The sequence below is a fragment of the Sphingomonas jatrophae genome (assembly GCF_900113315.1).
GTDB lineage: Bacteria > Pseudomonadota > Alphaproteobacteria > Sphingomonadales > Sphingomonadaceae > Sphingomonas_P > Sphingomonas_P jatrophae.
On the sequence record NZ_FOZG01000002.1, the window covers coordinates 819,298 to 841,916 of the forward strand.

The 22,619-nt window shown below is 70.0% G+C and carries 16 protein-coding genes; 8 read left to right on the forward strand and 8 right to left on the reverse strand.

Features of this window, described 5'->3' with window-relative positions; translation table 11 throughout:
• Positions 1 to 127 precede the first annotated feature (127 nt).
• The 5 genes from BM360_RS13255 to BM360_RS13275 all read left to right on the forward strand — a co-directional run bounded on the left by BM360_RS13255 (position 128) and on the right by BM360_RS13275 (position 5,552).
• Positions 128 to 1,390: a glycosyltransferase family 39 protein gene (locus BM360_RS13255; protein ID WP_093315345.1), complete on the forward strand. Its 1,263-nt coding sequence runs from the start codon at positions 128 to 130 to the stop codon at positions 1,388 to 1,390.
• Between the two features lie 88 nt (positions 1,391 to 1,478).
• A complete protein-coding gene (locus BM360_RS13260) occupies positions 1,479 to 3,005 on the forward strand; it encodes a circularly permuted type 2 ATP-grasp protein (protein ID WP_093315347.1) in 1,527 nt (508 codons plus the stop codon).
• Positions 3,005 to 3,940, forward strand: a complete 936-nt coding sequence (locus tag BM360_RS13265; RefSeq protein WP_093315349.1) for an alpha-E domain-containing protein — start codon at positions 3,005 to 3,007, stop codon at positions 3,938 to 3,940. The genes BM360_RS13260 and BM360_RS13265 overlap by 1 nt, the downstream gene beginning before the upstream one ends.
• A gap of 13 nt (positions 3,941 to 3,953) precedes the next feature.
• A complete protein-coding gene (locus BM360_RS13270) occupies positions 3,954 to 4,766 on the forward strand; it encodes a transglutaminase family protein (RefSeq protein WP_093315351.1) in 813 nt (270 codons plus the stop codon).
• Between the two features lie 39 nt (positions 4,767 to 4,805).
• A complete protein-coding gene (locus tag BM360_RS13275) occupies positions 4,806 to 5,552 on the forward strand; it encodes a proteasome-type protease (RefSeq protein WP_093315353.1) in 747 nt (248 codons plus the stop codon).
• On the opposite strand, the gene BM360_RS13280 is transcribed toward BM360_RS13275, so the two are convergent.
• From BM360_RS13280 to BM360_RS13290, 3 genes are all read right to left on the reverse strand, one after another.
• Positions 5,553 to 7,931, reverse strand: a complete 2,379-nt coding sequence (locus BM360_RS13280) for a bifunctional diguanylate cyclase/phosphodiesterase (RefSeq protein WP_093315354.1) — start codon at positions 7,929 to 7,931, stop codon at positions 5,553 to 5,555.
• 94 nt (positions 7,932 to 8,025) lie between these two features.
• Positions 8,026 to 8,823, reverse strand: coding sequence for an arginyltransferase (locus BM360_RS13285; protein WP_093315356.1), 798 nt, complete (start codon positions 8,821 to 8,823; stop codon positions 8,026 to 8,028).
• Between the two features lie 112 nt (positions 8,824 to 8,935).
• On the reverse strand, positions 8,936 to 10,180 hold the full coding sequence (locus BM360_RS13290; protein ID WP_093315358.1) for a threonine ammonia-lyase: 1,245 nt from the start codon (positions 10,178 to 10,180) through the stop codon (positions 8,936 to 8,938).
• Positions 10,181 to 10,243: 63 nt separating this feature from the next.
• On the opposite strand from BM360_RS13290, the gene BM360_RS13295 reads away from it, so the two are divergent.
• Together BM360_RS13295 and BM360_RS13300 are read left to right on the forward strand one after the other, a co-directional pair.
• On the forward strand, positions 10,244 to 11,110 hold the full coding sequence (locus BM360_RS13295) for an NAD(P)-dependent oxidoreductase (protein WP_093315360.1): 867 nt from the start codon (positions 10,244 to 10,246) through the stop codon (positions 11,108 to 11,110).
• Positions 11,107 to 12,801: an amidohydrolase gene (locus tag BM360_RS13300; protein WP_207544595.1), complete on the forward strand. Its 1,695-nt coding sequence runs from the start codon at positions 11,107 to 11,109 to the stop codon at positions 12,799 to 12,801. Before BM360_RS13295 ends, BM360_RS13300 begins: the two co-directional genes overlap by 4 nt.
• 3 nt (positions 12,802 to 12,804) lie before the next feature.
• Here the strand turns inward: BM360_RS13300 and BM360_RS13305 are convergent, their stop codons facing one another.
• Positions 12,805 to 13,407, reverse strand: coding sequence for a redoxin domain-containing protein (locus BM360_RS13305; RefSeq protein WP_093315362.1), 603 nt, complete (start codon positions 13,405 to 13,407; stop codon positions 12,805 to 12,807).
• Positions 13,408 to 13,443: 36 nt separating this feature from the next.
• Positions 13,444 to 15,432 carry a protein-disulfide reductase DsbD family protein gene (locus BM360_RS13310; protein WP_093315364.1) on the reverse strand — a complete coding sequence of 663 codons (1,989 nt, stop codon included), beginning with the start codon at positions 15,430 to 15,432 and terminating at the stop codon, positions 13,444 to 13,446.
• Positions 15,433 to 15,523: 91 nt separating this feature from the next.
• Between BM360_RS13310 and BM360_RS13315 the strand changes: the two genes are divergently transcribed.
• Complete coding sequence (locus BM360_RS13315; protein WP_093315366.1) at positions 15,524 to 17,173, forward strand: alkaline phosphatase family protein; 1,650 nt, start codon at positions 15,524 to 15,526, stop codon at positions 17,171 to 17,173.
• 100 nt (positions 17,174 to 17,273) lie between these two features.
• Here the strand turns inward: BM360_RS13315 and BM360_RS13320 are convergent, their stop codons facing one another.
• From BM360_RS13320 to BM360_RS13330, 3 genes are all read right to left on the reverse strand, one after another.
• A complete protein-coding gene (locus tag BM360_RS13320; RefSeq protein WP_093315368.1) occupies positions 17,274 to 18,206 on the reverse strand; it encodes a right-handed parallel beta-helix repeat-containing protein in 933 nt (310 codons plus the stop codon).
• A 658-nt stretch (positions 18,207 to 18,864) separates the two neighbouring features.
• Entirely contained in the window at positions 18,865 to 21,483 is a 2,619-nt protein-coding gene (gene metH / locus BM360_RS13325) for a methionine synthase (protein ID WP_093315370.1), read from the reverse strand.
• Positions 21,484 to 21,586: 103 nt separating this feature from the next.
• On the reverse strand, positions 21,587 to 22,588 hold the full coding sequence (locus BM360_RS13330; RefSeq protein WP_207544625.1) for a homocysteine S-methyltransferase family protein: 1,002 nt from the start codon (positions 22,586 to 22,588) through the stop codon (positions 21,587 to 21,589).
• Between the last annotated feature and the right edge of the window lie 31 nt (positions 22,589 to 22,619).

The following is a 22,619-nucleotide window of genomic DNA, read 5'->3' on the forward strand; positions in this document are numbered from 1 at the left end:
GAAACAAGTTCAGCATGACGAAGGAAGCGCGGGCGGCATTTACGTCCGGGCCGTTGCTTAACGCGATCTCAGCTTTATCCGCATAGCGAGGCGTCGCGGCAGGCACGCCGCCCGAGGATGACGCTGCATGCGCTGGATCGACCATCTCTCCCGCGAGGACGGCGCGCCCTCGCCGCTCGAGCGCAACCTCCTCCTCCTGATCCTCCTCGGCGCGCTCATCGTCCGCCTCGCCGCGCTGGCCGTGCTGAACCGCCCGCCCGAGAGTGACGGTGCCGCCTATCTGCGCATGGCGCAGACCGCGATCGCCGGCCCCGAGATGCGTGACATCTACGGCAATCTCGCGCTCTATAGCCCGGGCTATCCGCTGTTCCTCACCCTGCCCTTCCGCCTGTTCGGTGCGGACGTCGGTGTCGCGCGTGCGGTCAACCTGCTGCTCGGGCTTGCTGCGGTGGCGCTTGCGTGGGGCGTCGGGCGGCGTGCGGCGAACCCGCTCGCCGGCCTGATCGCCGCTGCGGGTTGTGCGGTGCTGGTGCCGCTGGTCGCGTCGATCGACGTGCTGGAGCGCGAGCATCTGTCCGTGCCGCTGCTGCTGCTGTTCGTGCTGCTGGCGATGCGCCTGCCCGATTCACGCCGCGCGGGCCTGATCGCCGCCGCGGCGGGCCTCGTCTTCGGCTATGGACTGCTGACCGGCATCTCCTCCCTGTTCGCCGGTATCGCCGTCGCGGTTGCGCTGTGGCAGCGGCGGCGCGCCGGGGGCACGGTGATGGCCCCGGCCCTCGCCTTCGCGGTTGCCGCCGCCCTGGTCGTCGCCCCCTATATCGCGCGCAACGCCGCGAAGCTGGGCGCGCCGGTCTTCTCCACCAATGGCGGCATCAACCTTTATGTCGGCAACAATCCGACCGCGACGGGCGGCTATGTCGCGCCGAGCGATACGCCGGCCGGCCGCGACTGGAAGGCGACGCGCGCGCGGCTGGGCGAGCTCGGCCATGATACGCTGCTGAAGCAACTGGCGTTCGAGTGGATGGCGGCGCATCCGGTCGAGACGGCGCTGCTGGACGTGAAGAAGCTCGTCCTGTTCTGGGCACCCGACACGCCCGACGCCGGCGATGCCGACGGCGGCGGCGCCATCCGCGCGATCCGCTGGGCGGGCGCGGCACAGCATGTCCTTGCGCTGGCACTCGCGCTGGTGGCGTTCGCCGGGTGGCGGTGGTGGAGGCCGGGCCTGTGGGTGGTCGCCGCGGCGCTGGTCGGCTTCTGGGGCATGCACGGCATCGTCTACGTCATGGCGCGCTACCGGACGCCCGCCATGCCGCTGGTGCTGGTGCTCGCCGCCGTGCCCGTCGCGGCGCTGGTCGCGCGGCGGCGATCGACGGCGCCGCTCCCCGCCTGAGCGATCTTCGCGGCCGCCCGGCTTGCCGCCGCAACGCTTCTGTGCAGACATGCGTTAGGCCCGGAAATCCGGCGCAAAAGGGGTAAACTTGGCCGACATCATCGCTTTCGACGAAGTCTGGGGCAAGCCGCACGATCCTGCGGGCCGGCCCGAGCTGACGGACCTCGCCGGCTGGATCGCCGACACCCCCGCCAGCGAGCTGCAACGCCGCCAACAGGCCGCCGAGGCCGCGTTTCGCCAGCTGGGCATCACCTTCGCCGTCTATGGCGAGGAGGAGGCGGCGGAGCGGATCATCCCGTTCGACATCGTGCCGCGCATCTTCACCGCGCCCGAATGGCGCCAGCTGTCCGAAGGGCTGGTGCAGCGCGTGGAGGCGATCAACGCCTTCCTGACCGACGTCTACGGGCCGCAGCGTATCCTCAAGGAAGGGATCGTGCCGGCCGAGCTGATCCTCGCCAATCCGCAGTTCCGCGGCTTCCTCCACGGCACGGTGCCCCCGCACGGCATCTTCGCCCACATCTGCGGCATCGATCTCGTCCGCACGGGGCCGACCGACTTCTTCGTGCTGGAGGACAATGCCCGCACGCCATCGGGCGTCAGCTACATGCTGGAAAACCGCGAGGCGATGCTGCGCCTCTGCCCCGAGCTGTTCCAGCGCTATCCCGTCTGCCCGGTCGATCGCTATCCCGATTCGCTGCGCGAGACGATGCAGTCGGTCGCCCCGCGGCGCGGCGACATGCCCGTCTGCGTGCTGCTGACGCCGGGCCACTTCAACTCCGCCTTCTACGAACACAGCTTCCTGGCCGATTCGATGGGGATCGAGCTGGTCGAGGCCGCCGACCTGGAGGTGGACGACGACGTCGTCTGGATGCGCACCATCGAGGGGCGCGTCCGCGTGGACGTGATCTATCGCCGCATCGACGACGATTATATCGATCCCATCGCCTTTCGGCCGGACAGCCTGCTGGGCGTCCCCGGCCTGATCGCCGCCTATATGGCGGGCAATGTCGCGCTGGTGAATGCGCCGGGCACGGGCATCGCCGACGACAAGGCGATCTACAGCTACATGCCCGAGATCGTCCGATTCTATTCGGGTGATGAGGCCAAGCTGCCGAACGTCGAGACCTATCGCTGCCGCGAGCCGCAGGCACTCCAGTACACGCTCGACAATCTCGAGAAGCTGGTGGTGAAGCTGGTCGACGGCTCGGGCGGCTACGGCATGCTCGTCGGACCGACCGCCACCAAGGCGCAGGTGGCCGAGTTCCGCGCCGCGCTGGTCGCCGAGCCGCACCGCTACATCGCGCAGCCGACGCTGGCGCTCTCCACCGTGCCGACGCTGACCGAGGCGGGCGTGGCGCCACGCCATGTCGACTTCCGCCCCTTCTGCCTGACCGGCACGCACGGCGTGACGATCGTGCCCGGCGGCCTGACCCGCGTGGCGCTGCGCGAGGGATCGCTGGTGGTCAATTCCAGCCAGGGCGGCGGCACCAAGGACAGCCTGATCCTGGCCGACGCACCGATGACGCAGAGCATGAGCGGCATGACCCAGTCGATGGGCGCAGGGCTGACGCAGGCCATGGTCGGCATGGTGCAGAGCCTGGGGGAGCCGCGCTGATGCTCTCCCGCACCGCCGCCCACCTCTACTGGATCGGCCGCTATGTCGAACGCGCCGAATTCACCGCCCGCCTGATCGAAGCGACGATCCGGCTCGACGCCCTGTCCGCCCGCCCCGCGGGCGAGAGCGCATGGGAAAGCGCGCTGCTCGTCGCCGCGGCCGAATCGGGCTTCGTCGCGACGGGGGAGGAGCGCACGCCCGCCAATGTCGGCCGCTATCTCACGCTGTCGGCAGATAATCCGTCCTCGATCCGCTCGTGCCTTGATGGAGCGCGGTCCAATGCCAAGTCGGTGCGCACCGCGCTCACCCGCGATGCGTGGGAGGCGATCAACCGCAGCTGGCTGAACCTCCGCGGCATGAACGCCGCCGCCGGCCCGCAGGAATGGATGCAGCTGATCGAAGCGCTGAAGGCGGAAACGCGCGGCTTCGAGGGAGCGGTCCACCGCATGCTGCGCAACGAATCGCACGCCTTCATCGAGCTTGGCGCCGCGGTCGAGCGAGGCGACAACACCGCGCGCCTGCTGGACGTGAAATATCACCTGCTGCTGCCCGAGGGCGAGCAGGTAGGCGGCCTGATCGACCGGGATCAGTGGACCACCATCCTCCACACCGTCTCCGCCGTCACCGCCTATCGCTGGCTCTACCGCGACACGCTGCGCCCGTGGCTGGTGGCGGAACTGCTGCTGACCCGCGGCGAGATGCCGCGCTCGCTCGCCGCATCGGCGCATGAGGTGGTCCAGCAACTGTCCTTTATCGGCCGCATCACGGGCATGCAGGGCGAGGCGGATCGGCTGGCCCGCCAGCGCCAGACCACGCTCGCCCGCGCCTCGATCGAGGAGATCTTCGCCGGCGGGCTGCATGAATGGCTGACCGGCTACATCGTCGAGAATAGCCGCATCGACCGCGCCATAGGCGCACAGTTCCGCTTCGCCTGATGCAGGTCCTGAAATGAGGCTGCGGATCAGTCACCGGACGGTGTACCGCTTCACCGAGCCGCAGGCGCGCGTCGTCCAGTTGCTGCGGCTGACGCCCGGATCGCATTACGGCCAGACCGTGGTCGATTGGCGGATCGACGTGGATTGCGACGCGCGGCTGAAGGCCAGCCGCGACGGTTTCGGCAACGAGACGCACATGCTCTATGCCGCAGGACCGCTCGATGCGATCACGCTGTCGGTGCATGGCGAGGTGCTGACCGACGATCGGGCGGGCGTGGTCGCGGGCGCGGCCGAACCGCTGCCGCCGCTCGCCTTCCTCCAGGCGACGCAGCTGACCAAGGTGGATCCTGCCATCGCCGCCTTCGCCGCGGCGGTGCCCACCGGCGATACCGGGCTGGAACATGCCCACGCGCTGATGCACGCGGTGCATGAGCGGGTCGCCTACCGGAAGAGCTGGCCCGATCCCGCGCGCACCGCCGCGGAAGCGCTGGAGGCGAAGACGGGCGTCGGCCAGGATCTGACGCACGTGCTGGTCGCCTCCGCCCGCTCGCTCGGCATACCGGCGCGCTATGTGTCGGGCCATTACTGTCACGATGGCGGCGCGAGTGACGAGGCGGGCCATGCCTGGGCGGAACTGCATGTCGAGGGGTTCGGCTGGATCGGCTTCGACGCGGCGAATGCCATGTGCCCCGACGATCGCTACGTCCGCGTGGCGATCGGGCTCGACGCGCGCGGCGCGGCGCCCGTCTCGGGCACGCGCATCGGCGGCGGGGACGAGCGGCTGGAGGTAGGCGTCACCGTCGAGAGCGCCGCCAGCGACAGCTGAGCGTGACAGGCGGGGCGGCGCCGCTCTAGTCGGAGCGGCATGACCTACTGCCTCGGCCTGCTGCTGCGCGACGGCCTCGTCCTGATGGCGGACACGCGCACCAATGCGGGCATCGACAACATCTCGTCCTATGCCAAGCTGCACGTGCTGGCGGACGGCGAGGACCGGCTGGTGGTGGCGCTGAGCGCGGGCAACCTGTCCGTCACGCAGGCGGCACTCGCGCTGCTCGCCGAGGGGCTCCCGCCCTTGGTGGAGGGGGATCCGCCGCGGACGATCGCGCTTATGCCCAGCATGTTCCGCGCCGCGCAGCTGGTCGGCGAGGCGCTCACCGTCACGCTCGATACGCTCCGCCCCAATCTGGCGCGCGCGGGCGTCGATTGGGGCGTCACCTTGCTGGTCGGCGGGCGGATCGGCGCGGAGCCGCTGGCGCTGAACCTCGTCTACGCTGCGGGCAACAGCATCGCCTGCCGGCCCGACACGCCCTTCCTCCAGATCGGCGACACGCATTACGGCAAGCCGATCCTCGACCGGGCGGTGCGCTGGGAGACGCCGCTGGACGAGGCGGTGAAGGTCGGCCTGCTCTCCTTCGACGCGACGCTCCGCTCGAACCTCGCGGTCGGGCTGCCGATCGACATAATGGTGGTGCCGGCAGACAAGGCGCGCCAGCCGGTGCGGCATCGCATCGCGGAGGACGACGCCTATTTCCGCGCACTCTCCACCCTCTGGCAGGATCTGCTGGAACAGGCGCGCGAGGCGATCCCCGATCCGCCCTTCCTCACCGGCTGATCAGGCGGCCACGCGTCGGTCCAGCGGATCGGCGGTCGGCGCCCGCAGCAACGCGTCGAAGGCGGCGATCGGCGCGGGACGGCTGATCGCATAGCCTTGCATCAGGGCGCAGCCCTCGTGCTGCAGCATGTCCATCTGCCCCAGCGTCTCGACCCCTTCGGCCAGCACCGCCATGTCGAGCGTCTTGCCGAGCCCGATCACCGCGCGGACGATCGCCATCGCCTGCGGGCTCGTCGCCATGTCGCGAATGAAGCTCTGGTCGATCTTCACCTTGTCGAACGGGAAGGTGCGGAAATAGCTGAGCGACGAATAGCCGGTGCCGAAATCGTCCATGGCGATGCTGGCGCCAAGGCCCTTCAGCCGGGTCAGCACGTCGAGCGCCCGGTCCGCATCCTTGATCAGCACGCCTTCGGTGATCTCCAGATCCAGCCGGTGCGCCTCGAGGCCGGTTTCCGCCAGCACCCGCTCCACCGTGTCGACCAGATCCCCGCAGGCGAATTGCAGCGGCGACAGGTTGACGGCGATCTTCAGCGGGCGAACCCAGCTCGCCGCTTCGCGGCAGGCCTCGCGCAGCACCCATTCGCCGATGTCGACGATGGCACCCGATTCCTCGGCCAGCGGGATGAAGGCGGCGGGCGGCACATCGCCGAAGGTCGGGCTGCGCCAGCGCAGCAGCGCCTCGAAGCCGACGATCTCGCCCGCATGCGTCGAGGCGAGCGGCTGGTAGTGGAGGTGCAGCTCGCCGGCCTGCGCCGCGCCGCGCAGCTCGGCCTCCATGCGGTGGCGGCGCAGCAGCTGCTCGTCCATCTCCGCATCGAAGAAGCGGGCGGTGCCGCGCGCCTCTGCCTTGGCGCGGTAGAGCGCCACGTCCGCCTTGCGATGCAGCTCCTCCGCGCTGTCCGCATCGATCGGGTGCAGCGCGATGCCGACGCTGGCACCGATCTGGATGCGGTGCGCGCCGATCTCGAACGGCTCGGCCAGCGTGCGGCAGACACGCTCCGCCAGGAGGCCCGCGCTGCTCGGCTGATCGCCGGGGGGCTGGAGGATGACGAACTCGTCCCCGCCGAGGCGCGCCAGGATCTCGTCCGCGCCCAGGCAGGCCCGCACGCGCCGGGTCGCCTCCACCAGCAGCGTGTCGCCGGCCGGGTGGCCGTAAATGTCGTTCACCGACTTGAAGCGATCGAGATCGAGGCACAGCATCGCGACCGGCGCATCGATGCTGGACCGCAGGATCGTCTCGTCGAGCACCTGCGAGAAAGCGAGCCGGTTGGCAGCGCCGGTCAGCGGATCGTGCGCGGCGAGGTGCGCGATCCGTGCCGCCGCCGCCTTGCGCTCCGAAATGTCGCGCAGCACCACCATGTCGCGGCGCTGGCCCCGCGTCCGGTCGAGACGGCGCGCCACGTCCACGCTCAGCCGTCCGCCATCGGGCCGGAGCAGCTCCGCCTCGCGGAACAGCGGGCCGTCGGCTTCGTCGGGTCGCGCCGGCGCACCGGGCATGATCGCCGCCAGCTCCAGCCCGGTCGGCGGGAAGGTAGGATCGACGCCCAGCATGCCCCAGAAGATGCGGTTGGCATCGACGATACGGCCACGGTCGAGGATGGCGAGGCCTTCCATGCCGCTCTCGGTGAAGCGCTTCAGCCGCTCGGCCTCCTCCGCGGCATTGCGCACCAGTCGCGCCTCCGTCAGCACGCTGACCGTCGCCAGCCCGAGGATCAGCACGACGAGCGAGCCGATCGCGATGGCCAGCGTGCTCGTCTCGACCGCCGAGGCCGAGATGGTGATGCTGGGATCGGGACGGATCGAGGCCGCCGACATGGCGCCGAAATGCAGCACGCAGATGGCGCCGACGAACAGCAGGGCGGGCACGATCGGCAGGCCATGGGCGTGCCGCCGGAAGCGATCGACCGAGACGGCCGCGAACAACCAGCCGAGCAGCGCTGCGATCGCGACGGTCGGCAGATCATAGTCGATCCGCCCGCCGATCTGGAGCGCGGCCATGCCGGTGAAGTGCATCGTCGCGATGCCGGCCGTGAACAGCAGAGCCGGCAGCAGGGTGCCGCCGCGATTGAGCGCGACCTGCCACGCAAAGCCCGTCACCGTGATGGCGATGAGGATCGACAGCAGGGTCAGCCCCGGCGCGTAGCCGGTCGGCATGTGCGGCTGGAACGCCAGCATCGCGATGAAGTGCGTCGCCCAGATCCCCGTGCCGGTGACGAAGGCGAGCGCCGCCAGCCACAAGGTCCGCCGCCCGCCACGCATGGGGCGCATCTGCCGCGCCAGCGCAAAGGCCGTGCAGCTGGCGAACAGGCAGATCACGGCCGCGACCAGCACGAGACGGATGTCGTGCTCGGTTGCGATGCAGGCATAGACGCGCAGCAACGAAAGTCTCCTTACGGAACTTCCACAGCTATCGCAGGGACTGCTTAACGATCGATTAGAGGTCGGAACGGACCTTTTTACACAAGGCTCCGCATTACGCGGCGACCGGCTCCGTCAACGCGATCGCGGGCGCGGCCGCGATGCAGGCGGGCGGCGTCGGCTCGAACCGCTGCCAGCCGCTCGGCCCCAAGCGCTCGATCGGGCGGAAGCGCGCCTTGTACTGCATCCGCGCCGAGCCATCGACCCAGTAGCCGAGATAGACGTAGGGCAGCTGCGCTTCGGCGGCGCGCAGGATGTGATCCATGATGATGAAGGTGCCGAGACCGGGGCGAATCGCCTCGTCCGGCTCGAAGAAGCTGTAGACCATCGACAGGCCATCGCCCTGCCGGTCGGTCAGGCAGGCGCCCACCAGCCGCCCGGGGCGTCCCTGATCGTCCGACGGCTCGCGATATTCGACGACATAGGTGTCGACCGGCGTCTGCTCGACCATGTCGGCGAAATCGAGTTCGTCCATGTCGGCCATGCCGCCGCCGGGATGACGCGCGGCGAGATAGCGACGGAGCAGGGCGAACTGCTCCTCCGTGGTCCACGGGCGGCACGGGGTGACGACCAGGTCGGCGTTGCGCCGCAGCAGCTTGCGCTGGCTGGCATTCGGCCGGAACTCACCCGCGACGACGCGGACGGAGACGCAGGCGGTGCAATCCAGGCAGGACGGGCGATAGGCGACGCCCTGGCTGCGGCGGAAGCCGATCCGGCCGAGCGCGTCGTTCAGCTCACCGGCATGCTGGCCGTTCAGCTCCGTGAACACCTTCCGCTCCGTCTTCCCCGGCAAATAGGGGCAGGGCGAAGGCGTCGTGACGAAGAAGCGGGGAAAGCGGAACTGTGCGCTCACTTCCCTAGTCTCTCCCCTGCCACGCCCGATCGGTCAACCTGTCGGCCGTTATGCGACCGGCTCGGCAGAGTGAAAAGGGCGTTCACCGCAAACAAAAAGGTTAAGGCACTGTTTATGCGGGCTCGACCGTCGCGACCTCGTAGCCCGCACTCTGCAAGGCGAGGATCAGCCGGTCGAGATGCGCACGATCGCGCGTCTCGCACTCGATCTCGGCGATCAGGCCCTTGGCGGGCAACGTCGTGAAGACGCGCTGGTGATAGACCTCGATGATGTTCGCCTGCTGCTCGTCGAACACGCGCGCCACCTTGAACAGCTGGCCCGGCTGGTCCTTCAGCCGGATGCGCAGGCGCGCGAGGCGGCCCGAGCGGGCGAGATCGCGCAGCAGCACGTTGGCAAGCAGGCGCGTGTCGATATTGCCGCCGCACAGCACCACGCCCACGGTGCGTCCTGCAAAGCGGCCACGATGCGTCAGCAGCGCGGCAAGCCCGGCAGCGCCCGCGCCCTCCACCACCGTCTTCTCGATCTGGAGCAGCAGGCTGACCGCCTCCTCCAGCCGCCGCTCGTCGACGAGCAGCACCTCGTCCACCAGCGCCGCCACCATCTGCGCGGTGATGCCGCCCGGCTCTTTCACCGCAATGCCCTCGGCCAGCGTGTCGCCCGCGCAGGGCAGATCGGTGCCGTGCAGGCGATTGTACATGGACGGGTAGAGCTCGGCCTCGACGCCGACCACCTCGATCGGGCGGTGCCAGGCCTTCGCCACCGCCGACATGCCCGAGATCAGCCCGCCGCCGCCGATCGGCGTGACGAACAGGTCGATATCTGGCACATCCTCCAGCATCTCGATCGCGACGGTGCCCTGCCCCGCAATCACGCGCACATCGTCGAACGGATGGACGAAGGTCAGTCCGCGCTCCTTCTCCAGCAGCCGCGCGTGGGCGGAAGCTTCGTCGAACGTGTCGCCGTGCAGCACCACGGTGGCGCCATGCCCCTCGGTCTGCGTCACCTTCACGACGGGCGTGTGCGTCGGCATGACGATGGTCGCCGGGATGCCGAGGCGGTTGGCATGATAGGCGAGGCCCTGCGCGTGATTGCCCGCCGAGGCCGCGATCACGCCCACCGTGTTCGCCGGCAGCTGCAGCAACGTGTTGAGCGCACCGCGTTCCTTGTAGGCGGCGGTGAACTGGAGGTTCTCGAACTTCAGGTAGATTTCCGCACCCGTGAGCGCGGAGAGCGTGCGGCTGTGCAGCGTGGGCGTGCGCACGATCGCGTCCGCAATCCGCATGTGCGCCGCCCGCACATCGTCGATCGTCACGGGGAGTGCGGAGCGCACGGCGTCGGATATCAGCGCGGTAGCCATGGGGGCCTTTAGCGCAAGCGCGCCCGCTTCTCAAACCGCCCCCGCTCCCCTATCGCCTTGGGTGTGGCGAAGTTGGGCTTCATCGGGGTGGGAACATTGGGCGCGCCGATCGCGGCGCGTCTCGCCGCGGCGGGGCACGACGTCGCCGTGTGCAACCGCACGCGCGCCAAGGCCGAGGCGTGGGTCGCGCAGCATGGCGGCCGCGCCGTCGCCAGCCCTGCCGCCGCCGCCGAGGGCGCGGTGGCGGTGTTCACCTGCGTCGGCTCCGATCTCGATCTCGAAAGCGCGACCGTGCGGGCGGAGGGCTGTTTCCGCGCGATGGCGCCGGGCACGCTGTTCGTCGATCATTCCACCGTGTCCGCGCGCATCGCGCGGCAATTGGCGGTCGAGGGCAAGGATCGCGGCCTGCTCGTGCTCGACGCGCCCGTCTCGGGGGGCGAGAGCGGCGCGCGCGAGGGGCGGCTGTCGGTGATGTGCGGCGGGCCGAAAAAGGCGATGGCCGCGGCCGAGCCGCTCTTCGCTGCCTATGCCGCGCGCGTCATCCACATCGGCGGCGCGGGCGCGGGGCAGCAGGCCAAGATGGTCAACCAGATTGCCATCGCCGGCGCGATGCAGGGCGTGGCGGAGGCGTTCCGCTTCGCGCAAAAGGCCGGCCTCGATCTCGACCGCGTGCACGAAGCCGTGTCGGGCGGCGCGGCGGCCAGCTGGTATCTCAGCAATCGCTGGGCGACGATGCGCGAGGACCGGTTCGATTTCGGTCTCGCGGTGGATCTGATGCGCAAGGATCTCGGCCTCGCGCTCGATGAGGCGCGCGGCAACGGCGCGGCGATCCCGCTCACTGCGCTCGCCGATCAATTCTATGCGGAGGTGCAGGCGATGGGCGGCGGACGGCAGGACGTGTCGGCGGTGGTGCGGACGCTGCCCGAGTGAGCGCCTTTGCCCGACTGGCCGGCGCCGCGATCGCGCTCGCCCTCATCGCCCAGCCCGCCACCGCCGCCCGCAAGCGCGAACCCGCCGCCCCGCCGCCCAACGAAGGCGGCCTGATCGACAATGTCGACGGGCTGACGCTGGACGAGGACGGCCGCGTCCGCCGCTTCACCGGCCTGCTGATCGGCAAGGACGGCAATGTGAAGCGCCTGCTCGCCGCCGGCGACAAGCGCCCCGAGTGGCTCGATTTCAAGCTGGACGGGCGCGGCCGCGTGCTGATGCCGGGGCTGATCGACGCGCACGGCCACGTCATGGATCTCGGTTTCCGCGCGCTGCGGCTCGATCTGTTCGCCACCACCTCGCTTGCCGACGCGCAGAACGCGCTCGGCCGCTATGCCCGCGAGCATGAGACGCCGACGTGGATCCAGGGCGGCGGCTGGAATCAGGAGCGCTGGAAGCTCGGCCGCTTCCCGACCGCCGCCGATCTCGACGCGGTGGTGCCGGATCGTCCGGTCGTGCTGGAGCGGGTCGACGGCCACGCCCTCCTCGCCAACAGCGCGGCGATGCGCGAGGCGGGGATCACCGCCGCCACGAAGGATCCGCCCGGCGGCCGGATCGAGCGGGATGCGAAGGGCAATCCCACCGGCACCTTCGTCGATGCGGCGATGGAGCTGGTCTGGCGCGCGGTGCCCGCCCCGCTGCCGCGCGAGCGCGACGAGGCGCTGGCACGCGCGCAGGACATATTGCTCGGCTCCGGCATCACCGCCACCGCCGACATGGGCACCACCGCCGAGGACTGGAACGTCTATCGCCGTGCGGGCGATGCCGGGCGGCTGCGCGTTCGCCTGCTCTCCTATGCCAAGGGGATCGAGCCGCTGCTCGCGGTTGCGGGCACGGGCAAGACGCCGTGGCTCTATGGCGATCGGCTGCGCATGGTCGGCGTCAAGCTCTATGCCGACGGCGCGCTCGGCTCACGCGGCGCGTGGCTCAAGCATCCCTATTCCGACGCGGCCACGCGCGGGCTCCAGTTCCTCGACGACACCAAGATCCGCAACCTGATGAGCCGCGCGGCGATGGACGGCTTCCAGGTCGCCGTCCACGCCATCGGCGATGCCGCCAACGCGCAGGCGCTCGGCGCGATCGAGGAGGTGGCGGAGACCTACAAGGGCGATCGCCGCTGGCGGATCGAACATGCGCAGATCGTAGATCCGGCGGACCTCCCCCGCTTCGGCCGCACCGGCATCATCGCCTCGATGCAGCCGGTGCACGAGACGTCCGACTGGCAGATGGCAGGCACCCGGCTGGGCGAGGGCCGGCTGGGCGGCGCCTATGCCTGGGCCACCATGATCAAGGCAGGCGCGCGGCTCGCCTTCGGGTCGGACTATCCGGTCGAGAGCCCCAATCCCTTCCCCGGCCTGGCCGCCGCGATCAGCCGCGAGGATGCGGAAGGGCAGCCGCCGGGCGGCTGGCGCCCGCAGGAGAAGGTGACGATCGAGCAGGCGCTCGCCGGCTTCACCACCGGCGCCGCCTATGCCGGCTTCGCCGAGGACCGCCTCGGCAGCCTCACGCCCGGCAAGCGCGCAGACTTCATCCTCGTCGATCGCAACCCGCTGACCGCCGCCCCGCGCGAACTGCGCGCGACGCAGGTCTATGAAACGTGGGTCGGCGGCCAGCGTGTGTGGATCAGGAAATAGCCGTCAGCCGGCATATTTGACGGAGCAGCCATAGGGCCGGCTGGTCGCCACGCTGACCGGCTTGCCCGCCCTGGTCTCGTTCACCGCCGCCATCACGAGGTTCTTCGCGGTCTTGATGTCGGCGGGGTCGGCGGTCGGCTTGTCGTCGATCGCGCCGTCATAGACGAGCCGGCCCGCCGGGTTGATGACGAACATGTGCGGTGTCGTCTTCGCCGCATAAGCGCGCCCGACCGCGCCCGAGGCGTCGAGCAGATAGGCCGCGGGCCGCGCCTTGGCCGAGGCGACGAAGGCATCCGCCTGTGGGCCCGACATATGGCCCTGCTTGCCCGGCGCGCCGCTATTCACCGTCAGCCACACCGCGCCCGCCGCGCGCGCGGCGGCCTGCGTGCGCTGCATGTTGCCGCTGTTGTAATGCTTCTGGACATAGGGGCAGCCGGGGTTGTTCCACTCCAGCACCACCAGCTTGCCCTTGTAGTCGGCCAGCCGCACCGGCTTGCCCTTGCTGTCGGCCACGGTGAAGGCCGGGGCGGGCGCGCCCACCTGCGCCGCGGCGGCGGCGATGGCGGGGGCAAGAGCGGTCAACAGCGCGATCGTTCGGTACAGCATCGAACCTCTCCTTCGCTTGATCCGCCGATCATCCGCTCACACGGCGAGCCCGGTCAAGAGCCCCGGCGTCAGCAGCTGCGGCAGAACCTGGGGGGCGCGGCCGGGCGCGTAGAACAGATAGAGCGGCACGCCCGAGCGCCCCTGCGACTCGAGGAAGCGGCCGATTGCGGCATCGCCCTGCGTCCAGTCGCCCACCAGCACCTTGATGCCCTTGGCGGCAAAGGCGTCGCGCACAATGCTGCGCTCGATCGCCGCCTTCTCGTTCACCTTGCAGGTTAGGCACCAGTCCGCGGTGAAATAAACGAAGACGGGCGTGCCCGCGCCCGTCAGCGCCGCCAGCTTCGCCTCGCTGAACGGCTCCGACCCGGCGGATGCGACCGCCGCCTCCGCCGGGCCGGCGCGCGGCACCGTCAGGATCAGCGCCGCGCTCACCGCCAGCGCGGGGGCGAGCGGCAGCCAGGCGCGCACGCCAAGCCCGCGCTGGCCGACCCACCAGAGGCCCAGCGCCAGTGCCAGCGCCGCGGCGAGGCCCATCGCCATGCCGTCCGCCCCCGCCTGCCGGCCGAGCAGCCAGGCGAGCGCGAGCGCGGTCACGAACATCGGCACGGACAGGATGTGCCGCATCGTCGCCATCCACGGCCCCGGCTTCGGCAGCGCCCGCCGCAGAGCCGGCACGAAGCCGATGAGGAGGAAGGGCAGCGCCAGCCCGAGGCCCAGCCCGGCAAACACCGCCAGCGCCTGCACCCATGGCAGCACCAGCGCCGCCCCCAGCGCCGCCGCCATGAACGGCCCGGTGCACGGCGTCGCGACGAAGGCGGCGAGCGCGCCTGTGGCAAAGGCTCCCTGCGCATGCAGGCCGCCGCTGAGGCTCGGCAGCTCGAACAGGCCGGCGAGGTTGAGCGCGATGGCGAGGCTGAGCAGCAGCAGCGCCGCGATCATCCGCGGATCGGTCAGCTGGAACGCCCATCCCGCCGCCGCGCCACCCGCCCGCACGCCGAGCAAAGCCGCGCCCAGCGCGACGCAGGCAATCACCGCGCCGCCGGTATAGGCCAGCGCCTCGCGCCGTGCCGCCGCGGCCGAGCCGCCGCCGCGCGCGAGGCTCAGCGCCTTGAGGCTCAAAATCGGGAAGACGCAGGGCATGACGTTGAGCAGCAGCCCGCCGAGCAGCGCGCCGCCGAGCGCCAGCAGCAGCCCGCCGCCGCCCTCGCCTTCGCTCTCCACGGCACCCGCTGCCGCGCCGCCCGCGGGCACCTTGCCCGGCACCGCGACGATAGCGAGCCCGCGATCCGGCCCGATACGCACAACGCCCTCGATCCGCTCCGGGCTGCCCCGGCCGACCTTCGCCTCGATCACCAGCGCGTCGCCCGCACGGCTGGCCCGCTGCGGCGCGGATTGCTCGGTCACATCGTCGCCGAGCGGGAAGAACCACGGCTCCTTCACCGCCGCCGACGCCGGCAGCGGCACCGCCAGCCGCAGCGTCTCGCCCGCCCGCTCGAACCGCGCCTGCGCCCCCAGCGGGCGCGGCAGCGCCGCCCGCCAGCCGTCGAAGCGCGTCCGTGCCGCCGGCTCGACCGCGCCATCGCCGACAGTCAGGTCGAGACTCAGCGTCGCCCGCTCGGGCACGCAGATCTCGCGCGTGCAGGCGAGCCAGTCGACCTTGGCGCGAATCGGCAGCTGCGTCCCCGGCGCAAGCCCCGCCGGCACGTCGAGCGGCACCAGCAGCGCATAGGGCGCCTCATAGACATGGTTCATGATCCCGCCGACCAGCAGCGTGCCCGGCACGGGATAGCGCAGCTCACCCGCCTTGACGCCCGCGGGCAGCGTCCATTCGACCAAAGTCTCGGTGCCCGCGTCGCCGGGGTTCTTCCAGTAGCCGTGCCATGTCGGCGCGGGACGGAAGGCGATGGCAAGGTCGATGCGGCTGCCCGCCTTGGGCGCGCGCGACTCGGCCTCCAACGTGGCGGCGATATGGGGCGGCGCCGCCACCGCGAGGCCGGCGCCGAGCAGGGCCAGCAGCATCGCCATCAGCCTGAAACCAAGTGCCGCCACCGAACCTCCTTGCGTCGTCCCCCCGCGCTATAGCATCGGGCGAGGCGGCCTGCACCGAGGAGGTTATATGCGCGCGCACTGGATCCTGGCGGCCCTGACCGCGCTGTTGCCCACGGCTGCCTCCGCCGCGCCGCCGCCCCGGCCGAAGCTGGTGGTGATGATCTCGGTGGACCAGTTCTCCGCCGACCTCTTCGCCGAATATCGCGGCACCTACACGTCAGGCCTCAAGCGGCTGATGCAGGGCGGCGTCTTCCCGGCCGGCTATCAGAGCCACGCCGCGACGGAGACGTGCCCCGGCCACTCCACCCTGCTCACCGGATCGCGCCCGGCGCGCACCGGCATCATCGCCAATGACTGGCTCGATCTGGGCGTCACCCGCGGCAAGGACAGCAGCCACGGCGTCTATTGCGCCGAGGACGAGACGAAGACGCCCGCTCCCGGACAGCCCTATGTCGTCTCCCCCGCCCACCTGCGCGTGCCGACGCTGGGGGACCGGCTGAAGGCCGTCTCGCCGCAGAGCCGCGTCGTCTCGGTTGCGGGCAAGGACCGGGCGGCGGTGATGATGGGCGGCCACACCACGGACCAGATCTGGTTCTGGGATCCGAGCAGCAAGCCCGGCTTCGTCACTCTGGTCGATCGCACCGGCCCCGCCCCCGCCGCCGTTGCCGCGGCGAATGCGCGCGTCGCGGCAACCGTCGCGCGCCCGCCTGCCGTGCCGCTGCCGCCGATCTGCCGCGGCCGCGACGTGGCGGTGCCGATCGGTGCGGGCAAGAGCGTGGGCCGGCTGGTGGCGATGAAGCCGAACGACGCGCGCGGCTTCCGCGCCTCGCCGCTGTTCGACGCGGCGGTGGCGGATCTCGCCATCGCGCTTGCCGACGAGATGAAGCTCGGCCGCGGCCCGGCCACCGACGTGCTGATCGTCGGCCTCTCCGCCAGCGATTATGTCGGCCACACCTACGGCACCGAGGGTGCGGAGATGTGCGCGCAGCAGGTCGGGCTGGATGCGACGATCGGCCGCCTGCTGGCGGCGCTGGACCGGATCGGCATTCCCTACGAGGTGGCGCTGTCGGCCGATCATGGCGGCTTCGACCTGCCCGAGCGCCTGACGGTGCAGGGCACGGCCGATGCGGCGCGCGTCAGCTCGGCCGATCCGGTCGGCACCGTCGGCAAGGCCATCGGCCGCACGCTCGGCCTGTCCGGCCCGGTGCTGCTGGGGACGGGGCCGTTCGGCGACGTCTATGTCGCGCGGGACGTGCCGGCGGACCGCAAGGCGCAGGTGGTGGCACTCGCCAAGGCACGGCTGCTGGCAGAGCCGCAGGTGGCGGCGGTGTTCACGGCGGAGGAGCTTCTGACGGTCCCGTCACCCACCGCGGCGGTGCCGATGGACGAATGGCCGCTCGCCCAGCGGTTCAGGGCCAGCTTCGATGCGGCGCGATCGGGCGACCTCGTCGTCGCGCTGAAGCCGCATGTCGTACCGATCGCGGATCCGACCAAGGGCTATGTCGCGACGCACGGGAGCCCCTGGAACTATGACCGGCGCGTGCCGATCCTGTTCTGGTATCCGGGCATGACCGGCTTCGAGCATCCGCTGCCGGTCGAGACGGTGGACATCCTGCCGACACTCGCCGCGACGATCGGGCTGGACGTGCCCGCGGCCGAGATCGACGGGCGCTGCCTCGATCTGGACGCGGGCGCGGGAAGTACTTGCGGGCGCTAGCGGGCAGCTTCGGATTGCGTCAGCAATCCGAAGACATGCCACGGCGGGCGGCGGTGCGGCGCAGCCGCTCCGTCCAACGGCGTGGCAACTTAGTGGCCCGTCAGTTCCGCTGCTCGAAGGGCTTCAGCCCCTTGCCGAGCGTGTTGGCGCTGACGTTCAGCGGCTCGTGGCTCCAGTCGGCCAGGAAGACGGTCGGCACGGCACCGGGCGCCAGCCGCGCCTTGTTGCCGGTGATCGTCAAGCCGGCGGAGCGGTTCTCGCGCGCCTCGGGGGCGACGGTGATCAGCGCGGACCGGTTCTCCTTGTCGGTCCCCTGCACGAACTCGTTGCGGGCGATCGTGCCGACAGCGCCGGTCGACAGATCGATCATGTAGTTGGTCGTCTTGCCCTGCGAATCGTCGAAGCTCGAATCGGTGACTTCGATCTTCGCCGCCCGGCTCTTGACGTAATGGCCGCCGGTGCCGCGCTCGAAGCGCGAATGCGTGACGGACAATGCACCGCTCAGGCCGACATAGATTGCGTGCGCGCAGGACAGGCCACGATCGCAGCGGCCGAGGCCGGAGAAGGTCGAGCGATCGATCCGCACCGATTGCGCACGATCGTCGGCGGTAAGGATGCCTTCCTCCGAATTGCGGAAGATGGTCTGGCTGACGGTGAGATTGCCGCGCTCCAGCCGGATGCCGGCGCCATTGCCGTCGGGCACGCGCAGGTTCTGGAACACCAGCCCCTCGACCGCCGCATCGCGCCCGCGCAGGACCAGCGCCGCCTTGTCCTCGCAGGTGCCGCCGTCGAAGATGGCGGTGCCGGGCTGGGTCGCCTGGAAAGCGACGCGCCCCGCATCGACCACCGCGCAGTCGCGGTAGGTGCCCGGCGCGATCTGGATCGTGCCATCCCGCTCGCCGATCGAGGAGACCGCATCCTGCAGCCGGTAAAAGCCCTTGCCCGTCTCCGCGACAACAAAGGGCGGGGACTGGTTCTGCGCCGCAGCGGCGGTCGCGAGAAGCAGGGCGGCGAGGGCGAGGGTCTGGCGCATGGTCGCCGAAATGCCGCGCCCCGCGACATGAGTCGAGGTGGAGAGAGGGTTAACCAGTCGGACGGTGGCCGTGCGCCATTCCAGCGTCACCCCAGCGCAAGCTGGGGTCTCTCGCGCATCAGCCGCCGCGCATCCTCCTGGCTTAGGTCAGGCCTCGAGAGATGCCAGCTTTCGCTGGCACGACGCTGGGGGAAACGGTCCTTCCCTCGTCAGGCCGGACTTGGTCCGGGATCCCTCCGGCGGCGGAGCTGAGGGCGCTTGGGATCAGCACCACGCCCGCCCCTTGACAAAACGAACCATATCGGCTAACAGCCCGCCCGCTCGCCACCAGTGATCGCGGCGGCGGGCAAGGGGCAGCCTCAGGGCACCGACCGGCGCGAAGACATCCGGCTCCCAGCCGAAGCTTCGCGAGATGGACTGAACGGCTCGGGCGCAAGCCCGGGCCGGGATGCGGGCAGTCGCGGGGCATGGTCGCTTTCCCCGCCACCATCCCGCTTCCGAACCGGCAGCGTCTCGAAGGCAGACGCGCCAGAACTTGAGGCGGGCGGCCCGGTCACACGGGCGACCCCCTCCCGGATGCGCGCACCAGGACGCGCCGGTCGGCCTCTTACTCCTTGAACCTGCGGGCGAAATCCGCCCGCACGTCCTACCCACCCGCTCAGTCGAGGTTCGGCCGCAGCCAGCGCTCCGCCGTGTCGAGATCGACGCCGCGCCGCGCCGCATAATCCTCGAGCTGGTCGCGCCCCACCCGCGCCACGCCGAAATAGGCCGCATCCGGATGACCGAAATAGAAGCCCGAGACGGCGGCGGTGGGCAGCATCGCGAAGCTCTCCGTCAGGGTCAGGCCGGCCCCCTCGCCTGCGTCCAGCAGATCGAACAGGATCGGCTTCAGGCTGTGATCGGGGCAGGCCGGATAGCCGGGGGCGGGGCGGATGCCGCGATATTGCTCGCGGATCAGCGCCTCGTTGGTCAGCTGCTCGTCCGGCGCATAGCCCCACAGGTCCGTGCGGACATGAGCGTGCAACGCTTCCGCAAACGCTTCGGCCAGGCGATCCGCCAGCGCCTTCAGCAGGATGTCCTTGTAGTCGTCATGATCCGCCTTGAAGCGGGCGATGTGCGCGTCGATGCCGTGGATGCCGACCGCGAAGCCGCCGAGCGTATCGCCCTCGGGGCTGATGAAGTCGGCCAGGCACATGTTCGCCCGCCCCTCGCGCTTGGCGATCTGCTGGCGGAGGAACGGCAGGCGCGTGCCGTCATCCAGCAGCACGTCGTCGCCGTCGCGGCGGCACGGCCACAGCGCCGCAACGCCCCGCGCGGTCAGCCACTTCTCCGCGATGATCGTGTCGAGCATGGCCTGCGCATCGGCCCAGAGGCTGCGCGCGCTCTCGCCCACCACCGCATCGTCGAGGATGGCGGGATAGTTGCCCGCCAGCTCCCATGCGCGGAAGAAGGGCGTCCAGTCGATATACTCACGCAGGTCCGCCAGATCCCACTCGAAGACGTGGCGGCCAGGCTTTGCCGGCGCGGCGGGCTTCTGCGCCTCGTCATAGGCCTGCGCATTGGCGCGCGCGGCCTCGATCGGCACCAGCTCGTTCTGGCCCTTGTTGGCGCGCGCATCGCGCACCGCCTGGTAATCGGCCGCGGTCTTGGCGACGAAGGGATCGCGCTGCGTGTCGCTCATCAGCGTGGAGGCGACGCCCACCGCTCGGCTCGCATCGAGCACGTGGACGACCGGCCCCTCATAGGCCGGCGCGATGCGCAGCGCGGTGTGGACCTTGGAGGTGGTCGCGCCGCCGATCAGCAGCGGCATCGTCATGCCCGAGCGCGCCATCTCCGCCGCCACCGTCACCATCTCGTCGAGCGAGGGGGTGATGAGGCCCGAGAGGCCGATCATGTCGGCATCATTCTCGTTCGCCGCCGCGAGGATCGCCGGCCACGGCACCATCACGCCGAGATCGATCACCTCATAGCCGTTGCACTGGAGCACGACGCCGACGATGTTCTTGCCGATATCGTGCACGTCGCCCTTCACGGTCGCCATGACGATGCGGCCCTTCGCGCGCGCGCCCGCTTCCTTCGCCGCCTCGATATAGGGGATGAGGTGGGCGACCGCCTTCTTCATCACGCGGGCGGATTTCACCACCTGCGGCAGGAACATCTTGCCCGATCCGAACAGGTCGCCGACGACGTTCATGCCGTCCATCAGCGGGCCTTCGATCACCTCGATGGGGCGCGCGGCGGACTGGCGCGCCTCCTCCGTATCCTCGACCACATAGGCGTCGATGCCCTTGACCAGCGCATGTTCCAGCCGCTTGGCGACGGGCCAGCCACGCCATTCCTCGGCGGCCTTCTCGGCGACGGCATCCTTGCCCTTGTAGCGCTCGGCGATCGCGATCAGCCGGTCAGTCGCGTCCGGATCGCGGTTGAGGATGACGTCCTCGCACGCGGTGCGCAGATCGGGATCGATCGTGTCGTAGACGTCGAGCTGCCCGGCATTGACGATCGCCATATCCAGCCCGGCCGGGATGGCATGATAGAGGAAGATGGAGTGCATCGCCCGGCGCACGGGCTCGTTGCCGCGGAAGCTGAACGACAGGTTGGACAGGCCGCCCGAGAAATGCGCGTGCGGGCAGCGCTGGCGGATCACCTTCACCGCCTCGATGAAGTCGACCGCATAATTGTTATGCTCCTCGATGCCCGTCGCCACCGCGAAGATGTTGGGATCGAAGATGATGTCTTCCGGCGGAAAGCCGATGCCCATCAGCAGGTCATAGGCGCGCGTGCAGATCTCGATCTTGCGCGCCATCGTATCGGCCTGGCCCGTCTCGTCGAACGCCATGACGACGACGGCGGCGCCGTAGGCCATGCACTTGCGGGCATATTTGAGGAACTCTTCCTCGCCCTCCTTCATGCTGATCGAATTGACGATCGGCTTGCCCGAGACGCACTTCAGCCCCGCCTCGATCACGCTCCACTTGGACGAATCGACCATCACCGGCACGCGCGCGATATCGGGCTCGGCGGCGATCAGCTTGAGGAAGGTGGTCATGGCATGCTCGGCATCGAGCAGGCCCTCGTCCATGTTGACGTCGATCACCTGCGCGCCATTCTCGACCTGCTGGCGCGCGACCTCGACCGCGCGGGCGTAATCGCCCGCCATGATCAGCTTCTTGAACGCCGCGGAGCCGGTGACGTTGGTGCGCTCGCCGATGTTGACGAAGGCGGAGGACGCGGCGGCGGCGGGCTGGTCGTCGTCGAGCTTGGGGGCGGTGGCCATGTCGGTCCTAATCGTCACCCCAGCGAATGCTGGGGTCTCTTTGGGGGGTAAGGGTGTCGTGCGCCGCGTGAGATCCCAGCTTTCGCTGGGATGACGCCTGCCGTCACGCCGCCATGCTGAACGGGTCCAGCCCGGCCAGCCGCATCTGCGGCGGCAGGACGGGGATGGAGCGCGGCGGGCGGCCGGCAACGGCCTTGGCCATCGCGGCTATGTGCCCCGGCGTCGAGCCGCAGCAGCCGCCGACGACGTTGACCAGCCCCTCCTCCGCCCAGCCGCCGATCAGGCCGCCGGTGGTGGCGGGCAGCTCGTCATATTCGCCGAGGTCGTTCGGCAGGCCGGCATTGGGATAGATCATCACCAGCGCATCGGCGATGTGGCTGAGCACCTGCACATGCGGCCGCAGCAGCTCCGCCCCGAACGCGCAGTTCAAGCCGACGGTCAGCGGCCGGGCGTGGCGCACCGCATGCCAGAACGCCTCGACCGAATGGCCGGAGAGGTTGCGGCCCGACATGTCGGTCACCGTCATGGACAGCATGATCGGCACTTCCAGCCCGCGCTCCGCCTCGACCATCCGCACGCCGTAGATCGCCGCCTTGGCGTTCAGCGTGTCGAAGATCGTCTCGATCAGGATGAAATCGACACCGCCATCCAGCAGCGCGCGCGTCTGATCGGCATAGACATTCGCCACGGTGTCGAAATCGACCGCGCGGAAGCCGGGATCGTTGACATCGGGCGACAGCGACAGCGTCTTGTTGGTCGGCCCCAGCGCGCCCGAGACGAAGCGCGGGCGCCCGTCCTTGGCCTGCGCCGCATCGGCCGCCTCGCGCGCAATCCGGGCGGAGGCGAGATTGATCTCGCGCACCAGATGCACCGCGTCGTAATCGGCCTGGCTGATCGTGTTGGCGTTGAACGTGTTGGTGGAAACGATGTCCGATCCCGCGTCGAGATAGGCCTGCGTGATCTCGGCGATCACGTCGGGCCGGGTCAGCGCGAGGATGTCGTTATTGCCCTTCTGCTCGTGGGCGAGGCCGAGGCTGCCGGCATAATCCGCCTCGCCCAGCTTGTAGTTCTGGATCATCGTGCCGAACGCGCCGTCGGTCAGCATCACGCGGCGCGCGGCCTCCGCGCGGAAGCGC